Origin of the sequence: Komagataeibacter rhaeticus, from assembly GCF_003207855.1 — a bacterium.
GTDB lineage: Bacteria > Pseudomonadota > Alphaproteobacteria > Acetobacterales > Acetobacteraceae > Komagataeibacter > Komagataeibacter rhaeticus.
Genome location: NZ_NKTZ01000001.1, coordinates 108,404 through 127,402, shown reverse-complemented (window position 1 = coordinate 127,402; position 18,999 = coordinate 108,404). Strand labels below are relative to the sequence as shown.

11 protein-coding genes and 2 pseudogenes are annotated in these 18,999 nt (G+C 55.3%); 5 read left to right on the top strand and 8 right to left on the bottom strand.

Annotated features, from left to right (window positions below; genetic code table 11):
* Nucleotides 1-21: 21 nt before the first annotated feature.
* Nucleotides 22-992: pseudogene (locus CFR78_RS00605) on the top strand (IS481 family transposase).
* Nucleotides 993-1,579: 587 nt separating this feature from the next.
* The gene (locus tag CFR78_RS00600) at nt 1,580-2,749 is read left to right on the top strand and encodes an AGE family epimerase/isomerase (RefSeq protein WP_034930513.1); all 1,170 of its coding nucleotides are present in this window, start codon (nt 1,580-1,582) and stop codon (nt 2,747-2,749) included.
* 210 nt (nt 2,750-2,959) lie between these two features.
* Here the strand turns inward: CFR78_RS00600 and CFR78_RS00595 are convergent.
* The 4 genes and pseudogenes from CFR78_RS00595 to CFR78_RS00580 all read right to left on the bottom strand — a co-directional run.
* Nucleotides 2,960-3,250, bottom strand: a pseudogene (locus CFR78_RS00595) (glucose-1-phosphate thymidylyltransferase); the annotation flags it as partial.
* Nucleotides 3,241-3,318, bottom strand: coding sequence for a sugar phosphate nucleotidyltransferase (locus CFR78_RS16760; RefSeq protein WP_223846716.1), 78 nt, complete (start codon nt 3,316-3,318; stop codon nt 3,241-3,243). The pseudogene CFR78_RS00595 and the gene CFR78_RS16760, both read right to left, overlap by 10 nt.
* 29 nt (nt 3,319-3,347) lie before the next feature.
* Entirely contained in the window at nt 3,348-4,403 is a 1,056-nt protein-coding gene (gene rfbB / locus CFR78_RS00585; protein ID WP_034930518.1) for a dTDP-glucose 4,6-dehydratase, read from the bottom strand.
* Nucleotides 4,404-4,518: 115 nt separating this feature from the next.
* Nucleotides 4,519-9,090, bottom strand: a complete 4,572-nt coding sequence (locus CFR78_RS00580) for a tetratricopeptide repeat protein (RefSeq protein ID WP_110580940.1) — start codon at nt 9,088-9,090, stop codon at nt 4,519-4,521.
* Nucleotides 9,091-9,569: 479 nt separating this feature from the next.
* Here CFR78_RS00580 and CFR78_RS00575 point away from each other — a divergent pair, with 479 nt between their 5' ends.
* Nucleotides 9,570-10,856, top strand: coding sequence for a glycosyltransferase family 4 protein (locus tag CFR78_RS00575; RefSeq protein WP_034930526.1), 1,287 nt, complete (start codon nt 9,570-9,572; stop codon nt 10,854-10,856).
* 428 nt (nt 10,857-11,284) lie between these two features.
* On the opposite strand, the gene CFR78_RS00570 is transcribed toward CFR78_RS00575, so the two are convergent.
* From CFR78_RS00570 to CFR78_RS00555, 4 genes are all read right to left on the bottom strand, one after another.
* The gene (locus tag CFR78_RS00570; protein ID WP_240471386.1) at nt 11,285-12,436 is read right to left on the bottom strand and encodes a polysaccharide biosynthesis/export family protein; all 1,152 of its coding nucleotides are present in this window, start codon (nt 12,434-12,436) and stop codon (nt 11,285-11,287) included.
* Between the two features lie 501 nt (nt 12,437-12,937).
* Nucleotides 12,938-14,089, bottom strand: a complete 1,152-nt coding sequence (locus CFR78_RS00565; protein WP_034930190.1) for a glycosyltransferase family 4 protein — start codon at nt 14,087-14,089, stop codon at nt 12,938-12,940.
* A 170-nt stretch (nt 14,090-14,259) separates the two neighbouring features.
* Nucleotides 14,260-15,525, bottom strand: coding sequence for an outer membrane beta-barrel protein (locus CFR78_RS00560; protein ID WP_007397194.1), 1,266 nt, complete (start codon nt 15,523-15,525; stop codon nt 14,260-14,262).
* A gap of 201 nt (nt 15,526-15,726) precedes the next feature.
* Nucleotides 15,727-16,698 carry a magnesium transporter CorA family protein gene (locus tag CFR78_RS00555; protein ID WP_034930197.1) on the bottom strand — a complete coding sequence of 324 codons (972 nt, stop codon included), beginning with the start codon at nt 16,696-16,698 and terminating at the stop codon, nt 15,727-15,729.
* A gap of 191 nt (nt 16,699-16,889) precedes the next feature.
* Here CFR78_RS00555 and trpB point away from each other — a divergent pair, with 191 nt between their 5' ends.
* Both trpB and trpA read left to right on the top strand, forming a co-directional pair.
* Nucleotides 16,890-18,119 carry a tryptophan synthase subunit beta gene (gene trpB, locus CFR78_RS00550; protein ID WP_034930199.1) on the top strand — a complete coding sequence of 410 codons (1,230 nt, stop codon included), beginning with the start codon at nt 16,890-16,892 and terminating at the stop codon, nt 18,117-18,119.
* A complete protein-coding gene (trpA, locus tag CFR78_RS00545; protein ID WP_034930201.1) occupies nt 18,116-18,940 on the top strand; it encodes a tryptophan synthase subunit alpha in 825 nt (274 codons plus the stop codon). Before trpB ends, trpA begins: the two co-directional genes overlap by 4 nt.
* Nucleotides 18,941-18,999: the final 59 nt, after the last annotated feature.

Here is an 18,999-nt window from a genome sequence, read left to right as displayed (position 1 = left end):
GATGTTTAGCCCCAGGATGTGATGGTGCATTATTTTCACGAGAGTGGAAGGAAGCGCTATGGCCAAGTTCACCACGGGAACGTCACGACGACAGCGGCAGTCCGTCGAGCGATACAGCATAGTCAAGAGAGCCTGAGGGCTCTGGCGAAACGCTACGGGATCAACTCGAAGACGGTTGCCAAATGGAAGGGGCGGCCCGATACGGCGGATCGGCGCACTGGCCCGAAGGCTCCTCTTTCGACGGTCCTGTCGATCGAGGGGGAGGGCATCGTCGTGGCGTTCCGTCGCCATACAACATTATTGCCCCTGGATGACTGTCTTTACGCGCTACAGGTGACGATCCCGCGTCTGACGCGCTCTTCATTGCATCGTTGTCTTCAGCGCCATGGGATCAGCCGACTGCCCGCGACACCGAGGGCGACAAGCCGAAGCGCGCGAAGTTCAAGACTTATCCGATCGGCTATTTTCATATCGACATCGCCGAAGTCCGCACCGAAATGGGGCGCCTCTATCTCTTCGTGGTGGTTGACCGGACGTCGAAATTCGCATTTGTCCAACTGCACCAGAAAGCAACACGTCGCATTGCCGGTGACTTCCTGCACACCCTTGCCGCTACGGTTCCATACCGCATCCATACCGTGCTGACCGACAACGACACGCATTTCACCGATCCGACCGGCGACGGATGGACACCGGAGGATATCAAAGCCATGCAGGCCGATGGCGTCCTGTTTCGTTGCCATTCTTTCGAAGTGGCCTGTGCCGACCTCGATATCGAGCATCGCCTGACAAAGCCCCGACATCCGTGGACGAATGGCCAGGTCAAACGCATGAACCGGACGATCAAGGAGGCAACGGTCAAGCGCTTCCTTTACGAAACGCACAACCGGTTGCGCCAGCACCTCAGCGATTTCGTCGTCGCCTACAATTTCGCTCGCAGGCTCAAGACACTGCGCAGGCTCACCCCATATGAATTCATTTGCCAGTATTAGAAAAAAGACCCATCACGGTTCATACAAAATCCGCAATTCTGATCCTGAGTATTTTGCATGAAGGCAGAAACTTTATGGGGAAGCAGTCCGCTACTTCCCAGTCCGATCTGGTCAGCAAAAACAGATGGCATCAGTTACGTCTGATCCAATGAAGGATGGTATCCCCGGCTACCGTGACTGATCCATGCGCTCGGGGAATACTCAGATTGGGCAATAAGTAACCTGATGCAAAAGAATACCACAATCCGCACGCTGGATGCGGCGACTATGCTGAGAAAACGTGTGAATGACGCGACATTACGCGAGGCAGGAACGCCAATGGCATAGCCTGTGACCCCAACATTCGAAAAACATGATTCATGGCTTAATGACACATTTCGCCAATGTGCAAGCCTGCATCAGGCATGCTAATTCCACGGATGAAAGATTATGATGTGGATCACACGCATACGGGCATGATTGGCACTGCCGATAGGAACGTGGCGGCAACTGCAGTAAGTTGGAATTGAAGGAGCAGTCTTCACCGGGGATAACCTGCCACAGGTCAGGCAACCGGCAGTTGACCGATCGGGCATGGATTTTCCCAGATGAGCACGGGAACACGGATGAAGCAGGAATGCATGCGGGTTCAGACCTGGCTGTATGATCATGCCTGGCCTTATTGGGCGGCGCATGGCGTGGACCGGGTGCATGGTGGCTTTGTCGAATACCTTGATCTGGCCGGTCGTGATGGCGGGGCACCGTTCAAGCGCGTACGCGCGCAGGCCCGGCAGTTATACTGCTTTTCACAGGCCGCTCTTCTGGGTCTCCCTGGCGCACGCGAAATTTCTGATAACTGCTGGCAATTTTTCGATAGGCATGCCCGGCGTGGTGACGGGGGGTGGGCACGGCGCATGGATCGCACCGGTGTCATTATTGACCCGACCAGCGATGCCTATGATCTGGCCTTCGTGCTACTGGCCCATGCGTGGCGTTATCGATTGACGCGCGACCCGGCATTGATTGAAAGCGCTGCCGGGGTGATCACCACCCTGAATAGTGACCTGAAGGCACCCGGAGGCCTTGGCTGGCTGGCCGATACGGGCACTTCCGGGCCACGACAGCAGAACCCCCATATGCATATCATGGAAGCGGCGCTCGAAATGCTTGATGCCAGTGGTGACGCGCGCTTCGCTGCGTTGGCGCATCAGGTGGCCGATCTTTTCCTGCATCATATCATAGACCGCAAAACAGGTGTCCTGCGTGAATTTTTCACTGCCGACTGGAAGCCGCTGGATTCCGCAGAGGGACATATTATCGAGCCGGGCCATATGCTGGAATGGGTATGGATTCTGGTGCGTGCACACCGTCTGCTTGGACTGGCAACGCTGGATGATGTCCAACGTCTTTATGCCTTTGCCACCTGTCACGGCACCGACGCGCACACTGGTCTCATTTATGACCAGATCAGGTCCACTGGTGCCCCCCTGAGCAGAGACAGCCGCCTCTGGCCCCAGACGGAAGCGTTAAAGGCACATATTGCGATGATGGAAACATTCGGACTGGATACATCTCCCCAGATCAGCGTGACTGTTGATAACCTGTTCCGCCATTATCTGGACCATGCCCCCTTGGGTACATGGATTGACCATCGCCGTTTTGATGGTAGCCCCAAGGTCGACAAAATTCCGTCTACCTCCCTGTATCACCTGCAACTGGCGTTTACCGAATTGCTCCGTGCCCAATCCACACCTGGATATGACACAGTGGCTGTTTGAAAAACGCTTTATCCAAGACTTTCTTATGATTGCCAGATATCTTCTGGTCAGGCTTTCCAAACAACCTCTGACACTCAGTTGCATTTTATGGCGTGCATGGGGGGCAGGTCGCGTATGACCCTGCTCCCCGCCTCATGGCTTCGTCATGCACTACACAATGCAACGGCAGGACCAACGGGCCAGCCTGACTGCGATTTCAGAAAAACAGGGTCAATGCCCGGGACTATGCTCCAGTCCCACAAACCGAAGCATGTGACCCAGTTCGGTCTTTGCCATCTTCCCGGCCTGTGCCAGCAGGGCATCACGATCTATATAACCCATGCGGAACGCAACTTCGGTGGGCGAACCGACCAGCATGCCCTGGCGTGACTGAATGGTCTGCACGAAATTACCGGCCTGCATCAGGCTGTCGGGCATGCCGGCATCCAGCCAGGCGCATCCACGTCCCAACTGGTCAACATTCAGCGTGCCTTCTTCCAGATACATCTTGTTCAAAACTGTTTTGATGTTGCCAGTGTCATAGGATGCAGGCGCGTCCCGGACCCACCGGCCAGCAGGATGCCCTTCATCGGCCGGGACTGTGTCACGGATGTGGTTTTCATGCCTTGGTTCCCAGTCTTTGTCCTGTGTAGCGCTGCGCGCGAATACCTTCCCACCAGGCGCGGTTATCCAGATACCACTGGATGGTACGCCGGATGCCGGTTTCAAAATCGTGCCGGGCTTTCCAGTCCAGCGCCTGTTCGGCGTGGCTGGGATCAATCTCGTAACGGAAATCATGACCGGGACGGTCCGTGACAAAACGGATCAGGCGTTCACGCGGCCCTTCGGGATCAGGCACCAGTTCATCCAGCACGGCACAGATGGTCTTGACAACCTGCAGGTTCGTGCGGGGCTGGCGCGCACCAATAGCGTAGGTTTCACCCGGCTGCCCGCGTTCGATCGCCTTGACCAGGGCCTCGGCATGATCTTCCACGAACAGCCAGTCGCGAATGTTTTCACCCCTGCCGTAAACCGGCAGTTCCTTCCCTTCGATGGCGTTGATGGTGACAAGCGGGATGAGCTTTTCAGGGAAGTGCCAGATCCCGTAGTTGTTCGTGGTGTTGGTTACGAAAGTGGGCAGGCCATAGGTATGGTACCACGCGCGCACGATATGGTCGGATGCCGCCTTGGACGCGGAATAGGGACTGCGGGGATCATAGGGTGTGGTTTCGGTAAAGGGCGGCTCGCCCGGTTCCAGATGGCCGAAGACTTCGTCGGTGGAGATATGATGGAAGCGGAACGCCTTCCGACGGCTGCCATCCAGCCCTTTCCAGTAGCGATGAGCGGCTTCCAGCAATGTGTACGTGCCCATCACATTGGTCTGCATGAACACACCCGGCCCATCAATGGAACGGTCCACATGGCTTTCCGCCGCAAGATGCATGACGGCATCAGGCTGATGGGTTTCAAACAGGTGCTGCATCGCCGCGGCATCAAGGATGCTGGCGGAACTATGAAGGTAGCGGTCACTGGACGCGACTTCCGCCACGCTATCGGGAGAGGCCGCATAGGTCATGCAATCTACATTGATGACGCCATGTTCCGTATTGTGGATAAGATGCCTTACCACAGCAGAACCAATAAATCCGCATCCCCCACTTAATAATATTTTCATTATGCTTCCAAAAACTTAACAATTTTTGTAAAAATCTTAGCTGACACCCATTTTATTCAATAAATACACAGGTTTCAAGGGCATCGAAAGCGTGCCCTTTTCCCCCGTCCGACCGTCATGCGTACCATGCCCTGGCTTCCGGTTCCGCCACCAGATCCAGCCGCCCCCTGGCAAACCGGGGATGGGAAGCCGGATCATTTTCAAGCCAGCGGGACCACCGTGACAGGAAAAGGGCCCGTTCTTCCCCAGGCGGAATCGTCTCGCCACGGGAGATTTTCTCCGCATGGGTAAAGACTGCATCCGGGTTGTAAACAAGGCGGTACCCCAGATTCCGAATGCGCAGGCACAGGTCGATATCATTGAATTCAAGGCTGAAGCGTTCGTCAAACCCGTTTATCCGCTCCAGCACCGTTCGTCTGGTTGCAAACACCGCACCTGTGACCATGGACCACTCACGTTGGGCCAGGGCCCAGTCCTGATAGGTTTTTGCACCGGCGGGCCAGTTGAGCCAGGCGTGGACAACAGCCCCGAAGGCAGGAAATACGCCTGCGTGCTGAAGGCTGCCGTCCTCGTAATAAAGACGCGCGCCCACACCTCCGACCGTTTTATCGCATGCGAAGCCCAGCATGGCCCTTATCCAGTCAGGCGTAAGCGGGTTCGCGTCGTCGTTAAGGAAAATGATGTATTCATCCGAAGCACTTCGCCACAGCCGGTTCATCTTCGCTGCATAGTTGAAGCATGTGCCTGACGGCCTTACGGTTTCAATCCGCCTGAACGCGAAAGGCCATTCGCGCTTCGCCCAGTCCGGTTCCCCCGCAACGTCATCACCGACAATCACGGTTACCCTGTCCATGGGCCAGCGGGCCTGGGCAATCCCGGCCAGAAGATGTTCCACATAGGTCTTGTCCGACCCGGATACCCGGCTCCGGCAGGTCGGAATCACGATCGAGACGGACGGGCACGCATCATCCGTGAAACGCCTTTGCTGCGAGAGTAGCCCGGCGCTGTTGCCAGGAGCGAATTCGATACCATCACCAGACGCCTGCGCGGACAGGGCGATACAACGCGCCTGGGTGTCCGCAACGGGGCGCTGGCCCTTATAACCGACCAGGACATGCGGGATCCGGCTTATCGTTTTTCCCGCTTCAGCCACGCGGAGGACAAGATCGTAAAGAACCGCCGTGCCATGCCGGGAATCCAGTCCGCCCACTTCCAGAAGGGTGTGACGACGAATAAAAACAGGTGCGCCGATATAATCCTGTGCCGCCAGTAATGTGCGGTCAAAATCCGGTTTCAGGCGGATCCGGTTGAGCATGTCTTCTTCCGCGGCAATATCGTCCGCATAGAACAGCACGACATCCGGCCGCCGTTCCGCCGCATCCAGAAGCAGGGAAACAACATCGGGGGAGACATAGGCGTTATGGGGCGCGAAAAACAGCCAGTCATCCGCTGCACCTTCAGGAAGCGGTTTTTCATTCCATGAAAGATCACGGGCAAGCCGGACAGGCATCACACCATCTGCAGGTACGAATGCATCGAATTCCTGTGCGGACGCAAAAGTGGGATTGACCTGGGGGGGCTGGGGCAAATGGGTCATCGGCCGCCGCTTGTGCGGGAGCGTTGTCCGGTCGGGCTGGGTGCTGGCCACAACATCTGACAGACGCGCCATGATCGTGTGTGCTATCGTGTCGGCAGAAAACAGACGTGAAATTTTTTCCCTGGCGGCCATGCCAATGGCAGGGTCCCGGTTCGCAACGGCTCCTGCCGCCTTTACCAGTGCGCCTGCCATGGCGGCTTCATCCATCCTGCCGCCCGGGTATCCCGGTGCGGTCCGGTCTGTGCTGGCCGTGCCCATTTCCTGTGCGGATGCCACGGGGTAGCCGCAACTTTTATCCAGGAATTCCGCGATATCCGTACTGTCGGGCGCGATGACCGATTTGCCCATGGCCATGGCTTCGGCAGCGGTCTGTCTCGCGTCCAATGCAGAATGCAGGCAGACATAGATGTCGGATATATTGAAGAGACTGCCTGCCTCATTGCCATCCACATGGCCTTCAAGGACATAGACGCCAGTTGTCCGGGTCATCAGTGCGGACAGATTTTTTTCGGCTTCCGGTTCTGTATGGGCACCTCGACGCACCAGAACCAGCGTCCAATTTTCCTGTGCCAGGCCAGACCGGGCAAAGGCGTCAAGCAGTGCAGCGGTATTTTCCCGTGCCAGCATATCGCCCATGTCCACAACGCCAAAAATAATGTGGCTGTCCGGATCGATCCGGCTACGTTGCAAGATGGTTTGACGCTGCGACGCGATGGAGGCAGGCATGTAAACGGCACGGGGTACGACATCCACCGGCACACTGACCTTGCCAGCCAGCAAAGCCGCGCAACGTGGACTAGCCACCCATATCCGGTCCATCCCCTTACACTGCTTGTGCCAGGCTGGCGGCAGGCTGTCCATTTCTGTTGTCCAGTACCCGATACGCTGCTTGGCGGACGCGATGACAGCATGCTGCGCATCGGTCAGCATTTCCGCACAGAGCGAATCAAACTGGATCAGGGCAATGTCTGGCTGGGTATGAAAGTCGATCGTCTCTATGGCGGGACATATCTGCTGATGGTCATGATAAGGTCTGGCAATGGGATAGGCATTAAGTTGAATGTCGGCGCGCCGTAGCGTGCATAGCAGTTCACGGCTTGCCACACCGATCCTGCCTTCATAATTCCATGGCCCAAGACAGGCCACACGCAGGCGATGGTCCGGCAGGATGACCGTATAGGGCTGTCTGTCGACCAGCAGCCCGCGTTCTGCCCCGACGGGCAGGTCGGAAAGTTCCCCTGCAAGAAGCGAAGCCCGGACCAGATTGATGTCAAAGCCTGTCTTCTGCAGGACGGCAGGCCAGCTCTTCTGCAATTTCCTGAGAAATTTCTTGTGCCCTGTAGAGGCTGCGAATTCCTTGCGCAGCATGAGCAGTTTAATGAAAGGAAAACCCTGATCGATCAGTTCCTTCCAGCCAAAAATGGTCGGATTGGCCGCGACAGGACTTGTATAAATCGCCCTGATTGTAAGGCCGCCTGCCTGCATTATTTTGGCGAACGGGATTTCATATATACGGATTACCGTATCTTTATCATCAATTCGTTCTATATTGCGAATAAAATCATTGAACACCAAAGAACGGAGCGCCTTTGGTTTAAAGCCGAGAAAATAGCTCTGAATATGCCAACCATATTCATGGCTTGCCGTAAGCCCGGCAATATCCGTTGGACAGCTCCGGATACGGTCGATCATCCTCTGGAATACATCGCTCTCCAGCGTAGGTATGACGCTATCATTGGTTATGATAAGGAAATTTACGCCGAATAGGTCAGGATAAAGCTGGAAGGCATGTTGCCATGCCCCGAAATCGTAGCCGGCATTATCCCGCACGATGATGCCATTGGCTGCGGCACTCTCTTCTTCAGTAAATTCCACCGGACGGTCAACAACGGCAACAAGAATGACCAGCAGGCCAGCATCCCGCAACTGTTTCATATACGGCAGGACATGGGGCTTCAGGCGCCCTGCGGGTACATGGGTAATAAGGATGGCTACATCACGCTTCAGGATCTGCCCCGGTTCCTTGACAATAATATGCCGCGGCCCCTGGGTCGCATGTTTAATATTGTCCAGCTCACGAAGCGCATCGGGGTGATCAGGTTTTTCCTGCAAGGCCTGGGTCAGACCCGTCAGAGCCAGAGGAATATTGGCCATTCTCTGGGCCAGAAGGCCCAGATGCAGGGGGGCATCACCATCATTCCCGGGCAATGTGCTGGCATGACGGTAAACTGCCAGGGCTTTGTCGAGAAAACCGGCTTCTTTCAGGGCATGGCCAAGTTGCACCCAGATATCCCGTCTGTCGGGATCGATTTCCAGACTTTTTTCATATTGGGTAATCGCGCCTGACCAGTCTCCTTCATCCCGGCAGGTATGCGCTTCCTCCAGCAGTCTTTCGTAAGAATATATATGGTCTGCATCAGGATGATCGGGGTTCTCCTGCAGTAACTGGCGCCGGCCTGCCATGGCAAGGACGGGTTTGTTCATTCTTTGGGCCAGAAGCCCGAAATGCAGGGGGGCATCACCATCATTCCCGGGCAATGTGCTGGCATGACGGTAAACTGCCAGGGCTTTGTCGAGAAAACCGGCTTCTTTCAGGGCATGGCCAAGCTGCACCCAGATGTCCCGTCTGTCGGGATCGATTTCCAGACTTTTTTCATAATAGGTAATCGCGCCTGACCAGTCTCCTTCATCCCGGCAGGTATGCGCTTCCTCCAGCAGTCTTTCGTAAGAATATATATGGTCTGCATCAGGATGATCGGGGTTCTCCTGCAGTAACTGGCGCCGGCCTGCCATGGCAAGGACGAGTTTGTTCATTCTTTGGGCCAGAAGCCCAAAATGCAGGGGGGCATCACCATCGTTTCCCGGTAAGGCGCAGGCAGAACGATAGGCTTCCAGGGCCTTTTCGGGGAAATTGGCTTCCTTCAGGGCATGGCCAAGCTGCACCCAGATGTCCCGTCTGTCGGGATTGATCTCCAGACTTTTTTCATAATAGGTAATCGCGCCTGACCAGTCACCTTTATCCCGGCATATATCAGCTTGACTAAGTAACTTCTTATATTTCCTTTTCAAAAGAGGCAGAAATTTTTCCATTTAATACTTATCTCCGATATTAACTGGTGGCTTAGGTCATGAATCAATGAAAATTTTCAATAACACTATCTGAATAAGAAAAAATATCCAGCCACTTGCTGTCTTTTAGCAGAAGCGATTAACCGAAGCGAGAGCCTGCCCGGTGGTACGTCCCTTTGTCATGCCTGGAATTTTCGCTGTACATATGGATAAAAGTCGTAACATCGGCCACGACATCCTGCATCCATGCGGCAAACCAGCGCGTACCCTGATTGCTCCAGGATGCCAGTTTCAGGCTGACCGGATCCCTGTCATATGTGTACCTTGGGCAGGCATGCCAAACCCGCTGCCGCGGGGACATCCATTTTGCATCAAACGCTTTCTTCTGGCATTATAAAGGGATTCAAGATATATGTAATCATACTTCATGCTGCTTTACGGAAAACACAGTATGATGTCATTTGTTGCCAAACCAGCGGGACATTAGTTTAGTAAGTATCATGAATAAATTGTCTGTCGGAATTGATGGCCTCAACCTTGCCCTTCCCAAGGGAACAGGGGTGGCGACATATGCACGAACACTTGCCAATACCATACACAAGATGAAATATGGTGTAGATCTACTATATGGCCTTGATATTCCCTGTGATAGCCCACCCGCGCTACGGGAAGTACAGTTCTTTAACAATTTAGCCGACGAGAAAATTGTCAAATCGTCCTCTCCCTTTTCATTAGGCTGGTGGCGCAATCTCCAACAGATGAAAGACTGGCGGTCAGGAGAAATATTTTTAAGTGGCCGTGTCGAGACACGCGGCTTTGAAAGTCATCTTCCGAAAAACGACCGCATCATAAATATCCGTAATATTTTTAAAAAAGCACATCGTTATTATAGAAAAACTGGAAAATTCATAGAAATAGAGGTCAAAAATCCACCAAAAATAATGCACTGGACTTATCCACTTCCCATAAAACTAAATCAATCCATAAATATATATACATTGCATGACCTTGTTCCCCTGCGCCTTCCACAAACAACACTAGATAACAAAAGTAGTTATTATAATCTGATTAAAGATATCTGCTCGGGGCAGGGGAAAATATGCACCGTATCAGAATCCTCCAGAAATGAAATTCTATCTTTCTTCCCGGAAGCCAGCGGACGTATACATAATGCATACCAAACCTATGATGAAGACATACACAATCATATAAAGAATGAAAATTTTAATGAAGTCGGTCGTATTTTCAATATAGATCGTGATGGATATTTTGTGTTTTTTGGATCATTGGAGCCAAAGAAAAATATCGGTCGACTGATAGAGGCATTTCTTGCCAGCAGTTCATCAAGGAAACTGGTGATCGTTGGGGCAATGGGATGGAAAAATGATAAGGAATTACGTTTCCTGCAACATGGAATTGATACTGGTCGTATTATTCACACGGAATACCTTCCCCGTTATTTATTAACTTCATTATTGATCAATGCACGCGGCCTGCTTTTTCCTTCACTTGCAGAAGGTTTTGGCCTGCCCGCTCTTGAGGCACTGGTCTGCGGTACACCCGTAATCTGCTCCTCGGAAGGTGGTCTACCTGAAGTTGTTGGTGATGCGGCAATGATCGTTGATGCCTATGATACCAACAGCATTGCCTCCGGTATCATAAAAATAGACAGGGACGATACCATCTATAACAATCTCAAAGCAAAAGGCCCCATACAGGCGGCAACCTATTCTCCAGATCGTTATGCTGACCGGCTGAAGGCTTTATATCAGGATGTATTACGATAATATCCCGAAGACCATTTGAAAACGATTCATTCCGAAAAACCTTAGAGACTGTTTGATAAGTCAGCTCATGATCGTGCTTTAAAATTAAAGAAATTTTTTGGTGAAGCTTTTTGCAAAAGCTTCGAAAGAACGCCACTTTTAAAAAAGGTGGCACCCAAAAAATTTTATTGTTTTTTACAATGAGTTGTTTTCAAATATTTCTTACAGATCGAGGGTGTCGCCTTATTTTCAGAAAGGCGACATCTGCTGAAGCCTTCAGGAAAAAGCTTCACCCGGACCCGATTTTATGATTGCAGGATATATCTCCTGCTGATTTTTCAAACAGCCTTTTATAAGCATGCGGCATAACAGCCGTGAAGCAGGCGGGCAAGATGCTACATGCCCGGATTCCTGCATGTAGCATTGCGCATGGTGTTCAACAAAAGGGGTTATTCGGCAGTAGAAATAACGGTCGTGATCAGGCCAAAGAATTTGTAGAATCTGTTGCTCGAAGCATTGGCAATGTAGATCAGATCCTTGTCCCGCATCATGAACTTCTGCGCCAGGAAGTAGTTGCTGGGGTTCATCATGTCCAGCTGATAGACCACGGGTGCAACCGATGCCTTTTCATCAACAGGAAGGCCCAGACGACGCAGGACATCGGCATTCTCATACCGGAAAACATAGATCCCGTTCGGATCAGCCCGTGATTCCACAGGCCCCCCTACACGCGCCACGGCTTCCGCCATGGTCAATGTGGGCATGGAGAACCGTGTCTGGGTAATCTTGCCACTCGCACCAAATACCGAAAAAGTACGGGGATGATATATTACCTGAACCCGGTCACCAGGTTGCATGGCAATATTCTGTGCAGGTTCATTTTCAATAACCTTAAGGGGCATTTCGGCAATATGTCCATTACGGACAAGCCGGATCATATAATCCTCGTCAGCCTGGGTCGTATGGTCCACTCCCCCGGCCAGCGCAATGACATCAAGAATATGCTCACGGTTTGGCGTCAGGGGTATACGGCTGGGCATACGCACCCCACCATAGACCATAACCGAATTGGCAATATCGCTCGCAATCCTGACCAGGACCTGGGGCGACTGCGATTTCTGCTTCAACCGGGCCAGGATGGCGTCAGCCACCTGATGTGCGGTCATGCCCGTTACATGGATCTGGCCTGCGAACGGAACCAGAATATTTCCACTGCCATCAACGACAACTGGCGGCAATGTAGAGGAAGACGCACTGCTGGGCAGCGTATTGGTTCCGCTTGCACTGGATGCAAGCATGGTCGCGCTACTGGCACTAAAAAGCGAACTGCCGACTTCGTATATGGATACCTGGAGAATATCCCCCGGGCCAACCGTATCGTTCTTGCCTGGGGCTACCGGCACGTTATCGGCGTCAAGACTGCTGAAAGATGGCGGCCCTTCGCTGTCCAGTAACGTGATGAGGTCAAGGCTGATCTGAACGATGCCGTAGCCTACAGCATTCTTTTTGGGATTTTGCTGGGCGTGATTGATCTGAGACTCTGTCGGACCACTATTGGGCAGGGCATTGCACCCTGCCAGAAACATGAGTGCTCCGCCCATGACAGCAAGGCGCTTCCTGCTCAATGCACGATGCTGAACTGGCCCCATGTCTTTCAGGAAACAGAATTTGGTCAATGTAACACCCTGGCAAGTGATTAAGAAACCGGCAGAAAACTGAGCCGAGTGGAACATACATCCATGGCAGATAAAAAATCGACAGGCGGCCCTTTTATCAGTTCATATTCTGGCTGACCATACATATATTGAACCGGTCCGGGAACCGACACATCCTGTTAACGCCAGCTCCGGCGTGCCACGACAATGGTTTTACCCCCACACCATACTGTCGGCATCGCAACCACCTTCCGGTTCTATGAAATGCGCACACAACCCAGGGTTACGGATATCCGTATGCACGGGCCTGACATACCCGGATACCGGCATGGACACGCAAAACGGTTCACGCTGCATGATGCGTTCCGCCATCCCTACAGAAACAATGAATCATCAAGTAATTAAAAAATTATAATTTCCAAAACAAAAATATATGTTGTTTGCAACTTAACCAATCGCATGATTTTTATAAAATACTTTCATTCGCGCAGCCTGGGAATCAATCGAAAAGAAATTTGCCCTTTCCCGACCATTCTTACACAGATTCTCCCGCTTTTCCGCATCCATGCCATCCAATACACAAATGATCTTGCACATCTGGTCGATATCCAGTGGATCGACCAGCAATGCAGCGCCACCGGACACCTCTTCCGTAGCGCCGCCCATGGACGTCATGACGGGTATATCAAGAGACATGGCTTCAATGATGGGCAGGCCAAATCCCTCCGCCAGCGAAGGGAAAAGCAGTGCCCGTGCTTCCGCCATCGCCCGGAGCAGGGATGGCCGGGCGCACCAGGGCACGCGGATGATTGTCTGGCCAGCCTGCACCGGTGACAGATCGGGACGGTCGTCCCCATCCGGCCCGATAATGACAAGCGGGCGGCGGGTTTTACTCATGCCATGGGCAATAACCAGACGACGGATATTTTTTCGCGCTTCCACACGTCCCACACATACAAATGCATCCGCTGGCGCGATGCGTTCAGCCTCTGGCAGCAATCGTGCCTCTTCAACGCTGATACCGGCACACTGGTACAGATTGGTAATGCGGCTTTTATCCACACCCAGATGCGTGATCACCTGCTGCCTGACCGTTTCCGTCACCGTTATGATATGATCCATATTTCGCGTAACGGCACGCAGGACCCTCTTCATCCTGACAGGGTTAATTCCGGTCAGGTCAGGATTCAGCAGGGGTATGATGTCATGTATCGTGGTGATGTTGACCGCATTCTTGACCTTTAGCGGCAGCGGATAGGTCCAGTGCATGACCGTGGGTGGTGCCGCGGCCTTCAGGCACAGAGGCCTGCCAAAACACCGCAGATGCGTGTTGCCCATACGGAACATGTACGGCAGGTACGGATGCCCCATACGGTCCTGCCTTATCCCCACCCACGGGGTCAGTGCTTTCAGAATGCAGGATACCACCGCAAGGGCACCAGGACGGGCCGCCATGGGTGCACCAGTTGGCGCCAGCCGCAGGAAGTCTGGCGTAATACCCATCCGCTCAAGCGTGCTGGCCAGCCCTGTAGCATAGGTCGCAATGCCTGTGCCCCCGTCCAGGGCCGTACCACGGGTATCAATCCATACGTCTGGCATAGGCCATTCCAAATCCAGTGTCCGGGTGGCATGGCCTGTCCCGGCCTCGGACCGGCTGATCGTTCACCAGCCATGCACCCACTGGATCAGGTCAATATCCCATCCATATCCCTGTTTACAATGCACTGGCCTGACCGCCCCTGCCCTGTGTCCCGCCATGCGGTGAGGGATCAGAACCCGATCACCGCATCCCCACCAAAGGTGAACATGCCGTTGTTGCGGCCCCCATTGAACGGCGTGCTGCCGTTGAGCGAGCGGTCAAAGCGGATTTCCGGGCGGATCTGGAACACGCGCACATGGTGCCCAAGGTTCGGGCGGTAACTCATGTTCAGCGTCATTTCGCCATAGGTCGTGCCGTGGCTTGAGGAAGAAGGCCCGGCCATGACCAGCCCCCCCGTCCCGGCAATGGCTTCCATGTAGGAGTTGTTGCCGATGAAGGTGGCGACCATGGAATTGTTGTTGTCGCGGTAGATTTCACCACGATAGTTGAAGGTCAGGCTGTCGTTGACCTTGTAGCTCAGGAAGCTGACGAAACTTTCCGCATCCGCCCCGGCAAACTGCCCCTTCGCCCCAAGGCCGCGCACGCCCTCATCATGCAGGTAATTGAACTCGGCCGTCAGCGTCAGGCGGTCATTGACCTGGTAGGTTGCGTTGATGTCGTTCCAGAAGCGGTTGGCATGGTCGGCCTCGTAATGACCGATCAGACGCCACGAATCTTCCGGCCCCACGCGGCTCAGTTCCACGATCTTCAGCTTGCCATGGGCCAGATTGTTCAGGTTGAAGCCGAAATAGCCCGCCGGCGCATTATTGTTGTCCGACCGGCCAAAGGTTGTCTGGTTACCGGTATCAATGCCGAAGGTCACGTCCACCATGGGGGTGACGTGCCAGTTGAACATCGCCCCCACATGCTGGAACGGCACGGAATATTCAGATGTATAGGCCAGCGTGTAGAACGCACGGGAGGCGGGGTCGAGCCCTTCCACCCCCATCGGGGCCTGCAGGATGCCCGCCTGCATGTCCAGCCCTCCTTTGGTCACCCATGGCAGATGCACATCCATATGCGCCTGCGCCGGAATAAGCTGGTAGCGGTTGCTCCATTCACGGTCGCTGATGCCCACCAGATGGTAGTAGCGGGCATCGGAGCCGTACATTGCCTCCAGCGTGAAGCCGACCTGATATTTGTTCACGCTGGAATCGATAGCCTTGTTCAGGGTGAATTCAAGCTGGTTCAGCTGCACCTGATTGGCATGGTCGGCAAAGAAATCGCCAAAATTGTAGCCGGGCTGGGGGCGGGCGGGATTGGCCATGATGCCGCCTTCGATCTGGCCGGTCAGTGTGATGTCCCTGAGCCAGCGCGTGACCCCGCTATCGGGTTTCAGACCGGAAAAAACCTGCACCTGCGCCTTTGCGGCGGAGGAAAGGACCGTCAGGCCCATGGTGATGCCTAGGACATACCCAATCCTGCAACCTGGCTTCATAGTGATCGTTCCCCCATCAGCAGATCCAGACCGGCATCCCAATTGATGCATGTTCCTTACATGAACATGAACTTTATTTTATGTTGCTTCATCCCTTTTTGGAAACAAAAATTGTTAAAATAATCTCGTATCAGGATCGTATCCAAATCAGGACAGACGCTACTGGTTCCGGCCCAGCCAGCCCCGGCGCCAGAACCACAGCAGCGGCAGCACCACCGTCGCCGCCATAAGGACAAGCGAATACCAGTAGCCGTATTTCCAGTTCAGTTCCGGTATGTCATGGAAATTCATGCCATAGATGCCCGCCACCAGCGTCGGTGCCACGCCAATAAAGCTGACCACGGTCAGTATCTTCATGCCGTTATTCTGCTCGATACTGATGAACCCCAGCGTCGCATCCAGCAGGAACTGCACCTTGTTTGCCGTCTGGGAGACGAAATCGTTCAGCGAACGGATATCACGCTCCACCGTGCCCAGCCGTGCCTGCAGCCGCTCCGACAGGTCATGACGCTTGTTTTCACCCAGAAAGATCGCAATACGTTCCAGTCCCAGCAGGCTGTCACGCACGGAAGAACCCAGATCACCCGACCGCCCCACCCGGCGCAGCATGTTGCGCAGCAGGGTGCCCGCCTGGGCCTGTCCCGGCTGTTCGGACTGGAACACATCGCGTGACATGCCATCCAGCGCCTGCCCCAGATGTTCCAGAATATCGGCCAGCCGGTCCACCACCGCCTCCAGCAGCAGGATGCCGGCTTCATTGGCCCCCAGCGGCGTAGTCTGGGTCGCTACCTGTCGGGCCACCACATCAAAGGCGCTGAAACCGGTATAACGGACGGTTAGCAGCCGCTCGTGCATGAGCACGAACCCCACGGGGGAGACAAAGAAATCATCCGGCGTCTTGCGCACCAGCGGCGTGGACAGGTAGACGGCATCCCCTTCCATGAACAGGCGCGACGAACTCTCGATTTCATCCAGCTGGGAACGGGTGGGAATGCGCAGGCCGGTCACCTGGGCGGCCAGGGCTTCCTCCTCCGGGGTGGGGTTGAGCAGGTCAAGCCATGCAGCCCCCGCCCCATCGGCTGCTGTGCTCACGGTCCGGGCCGGAGCGCCCGGGCGATGCGCTAGAAACATGGGCTGTCTTTCTTACGTTTCTGGGGGTGTCCATCCATCATGCGATACCAAACATGTCAAATCATTACAGATGCCCGGCATGGTCGGGGGCTGGTATTTTGCCGCCATTGGGTCCAGAACCGGCAGGCGGCCCGGGACGGCTGCATGACTGTAACACAAAGCCACGCCCACTTTCTTGCGGAGTAGCGAAGTTGAGCGCAACACAGACACCGGCAGGCACCAACAGCCTGCGTAGCGGACCTGACAATCGCGGCCGGTTTGGCATCTTTGGCGGCCGCTTCGTGGCCGAGACCCTGATGCCGCTGCTGGCTGAACTGGAAACCGCCTACCGCGCCACCCAGGCCGACCCCGCGTTCCGCCGCGAGCTTGATTATTACCTGAAGGATTACGTAGGCCGTCCCAGCCCACTATGGTTCGCGCGCCGCATGACCGAAGAGCTTGGCGGTGCCAGGATCTACATGAAGCGCGAGGAGCTGAACCACACCGGCTCCCACAAGCTCAACAACGTCATGGGACAGATCCTGCTGGCGCGCCGCATGGGTCGCACCCGCATCGTGGCCGAGACGGGGGCAGGCCAGCATGGTGTTGCCACCGCCACCGTGTGCGCGCTGTTTGGCATGAAATGCGCGATCTACATGGGGGCGACCGATGTGGAGCGCCAGAAGCCCAACGTATTCCGCATGAAGCTGCTCGGTGCCGAAGTCGTGCCCGTGACCGCGGGTGCCGGCACGCTGAAGGATGCGATGAACGAGGCCATGCGCGACTGGGTGACCAATGTGCATGACACCTACTTTCTGGTCGGCACGGTGGCTGGCCCGCATCCCTATCCCGAGATGGTGCGCGATTTCCAGTCCGTGATCGGTGAGGAAACGAAGCAGCAGATCATGGAAGCCGAAGGCCGCCTGCCCGATGCGATCGTGGCGGCCATTGGCGGCGGGTCGAACGCCATGGGCATCTTCCATCCCTTCCTGGATGACCCCGAGGTCAAACTGATCGGCGTGGAAGCGGCAGGCTGCGGGCTGGACAGTGGCCTGACCGCCGCCTCCATCGAACGGGGTCGCCCCGGCGTGCTGCACGGCAACCGCACCTATCTCATGCAGGATGAGGACGGACAGATAACGGAAGCGCACTCCATCAGCGCAGGGCTGGACTACCCCGGTGTCGGTCCCGAGCATTCATGGCTGAATGACATCGGGCGCGCGGAATATGTGGGTGCGACCGATCAGGACGCGCTGGACGCCTTCCAGCTGTGCACCCGCACCGAAGGCATCATCCCCGCGCTGGAAAGTGCGCACGCCATCGCCTATGCCGCAAAGATCGCGCCGGACATGGCGAAGGACAAAATCCTCGTGGTCAATATCTCCGGCCGGGGGGACAAGGACATCTTCACCGTAGCCGAACGCCTGGGAGTAAAACTGTGAGCCGCATCGCCCGCCGCTTCGCCAGCCTGCGCCAGCACGGCCGTGGCGCCCTGATTCCCTACGTGGAAGCCTGCGACCCGGATTATGACACGTCGCTTGCCATCCTGCGCGGCATGCCGGGTGCGGGTGCCGACCTGATCGAGGTGGGCGTGCCCTTCTCCGATCCGTCCGCCGATGGTCCGACCATCCAGAAGGCCGCGCTGCGCGGGCTGAAGGGCGGATCGAGCATGAAGCGCGTGCTGGAAATGGTGCGCGCTTTTCGTGAAGGCGATGACGAGACCCCGATCATCCTGATGGGCTATACCAACCCGATCGAGGCCTACGGGCCGGAACGCTTCTGCGTGGATGCGCGCAAGGCAGGCGTGGACGGCCTGATCGTGGTTGACCTGCCACCGGAGGAATCCGACCTGCTGGCAGGGCCAGCGGCAGCAGCCGGGCTGGACATCATCCGCCTTGTAGCCCCCACCACACCGGATGAACGTCTGCCCGTCGTGTTCAGTGGCGCATCGGGGTTTGTGTATTACGTCAGCATCACCGGCGTGACCGGCACCCGCACCGCCAGCACCGATGAACTGGCGCAGGCCCTGCCGCGCCTGCGCAAAGCCACCGACCTGCCCATCGCCATCGGCTTTGGCATCCGCACGCCGGAACTCGCCGCCAATGCCGTGCGCGTGGCCGATGCCGCCGTGGTTGCCTCAGCACTCCTTAACACGCTCGAGACCACGCTGGACGAAGAAGGCAAGGCGACCAGCCGGACCGTACCGGCCGTGCTGGAACAGCTGCGCGGGCTGGCCGATGCGGTGCATGCCGTAAAGAAGTGAAAGACGATCTGGCCCAATCCTTCATCTATCTGTATTGAACGTGGCCCCAGACTTTTAAA

Coding starts and splice junctions, on each gene's coding strand:
- CFR78_RS00600 (WP_034930513.1), top strand. CDS start 1,580: ATGAGCACGGGAACACGGATGAAGCAGGAATGCATGCGGGTTCAGACC.
- CFR78_RS16760 (WP_223846716.1), bottom strand. CDS start 3,318: ATGAAGGGCATCCTGCTGGCCGGTGGGTCCGGGACGCGCCTGCATCCT.
- rfbB (WP_034930518.1), bottom strand. CDS start 4,403: ATGAAAATATTATTAAGTGGGGGATGCGGATTTATTGGTTCTGCTGTG.
- CFR78_RS00580 (WP_110580940.1), bottom strand. CDS start 9,090: ATGGAAAAATTTCTGCCTCTTTTGAAAAGGAAATATAAGAAGTTACTT.
- CFR78_RS00575 (WP_034930526.1), top strand. CDS start 9,570: ATGAATAAATTGTCTGTCGGAATTGATGGCCTCAACCTTGCCCTTCCC.
- CFR78_RS00570 (WP_240471386.1), bottom strand. CDS start 12,436: ATGGGCGGAGCACTCATGTTTCTGGCAGGGTGCAATGCCCTGCCCAAT.
- CFR78_RS00565 (WP_034930190.1), bottom strand. CDS start 14,089: ATGCCAGACGTATGGATTGATACCCGTGGTACGGCCCTGGACGGGGGC.
- CFR78_RS00560 (WP_007397194.1), bottom strand. CDS start 15,525: ATGGGCCTGACGGTCCTTTCCTCCGCCGCAAAGGCGCAGGTGCAGGTT.
- CFR78_RS00555 (WP_034930197.1), bottom strand. CDS start 16,698: ATGTTTCTAGCGCATCGCCCGGGCGCTCCGGCCCGGACCGTGAGCACA.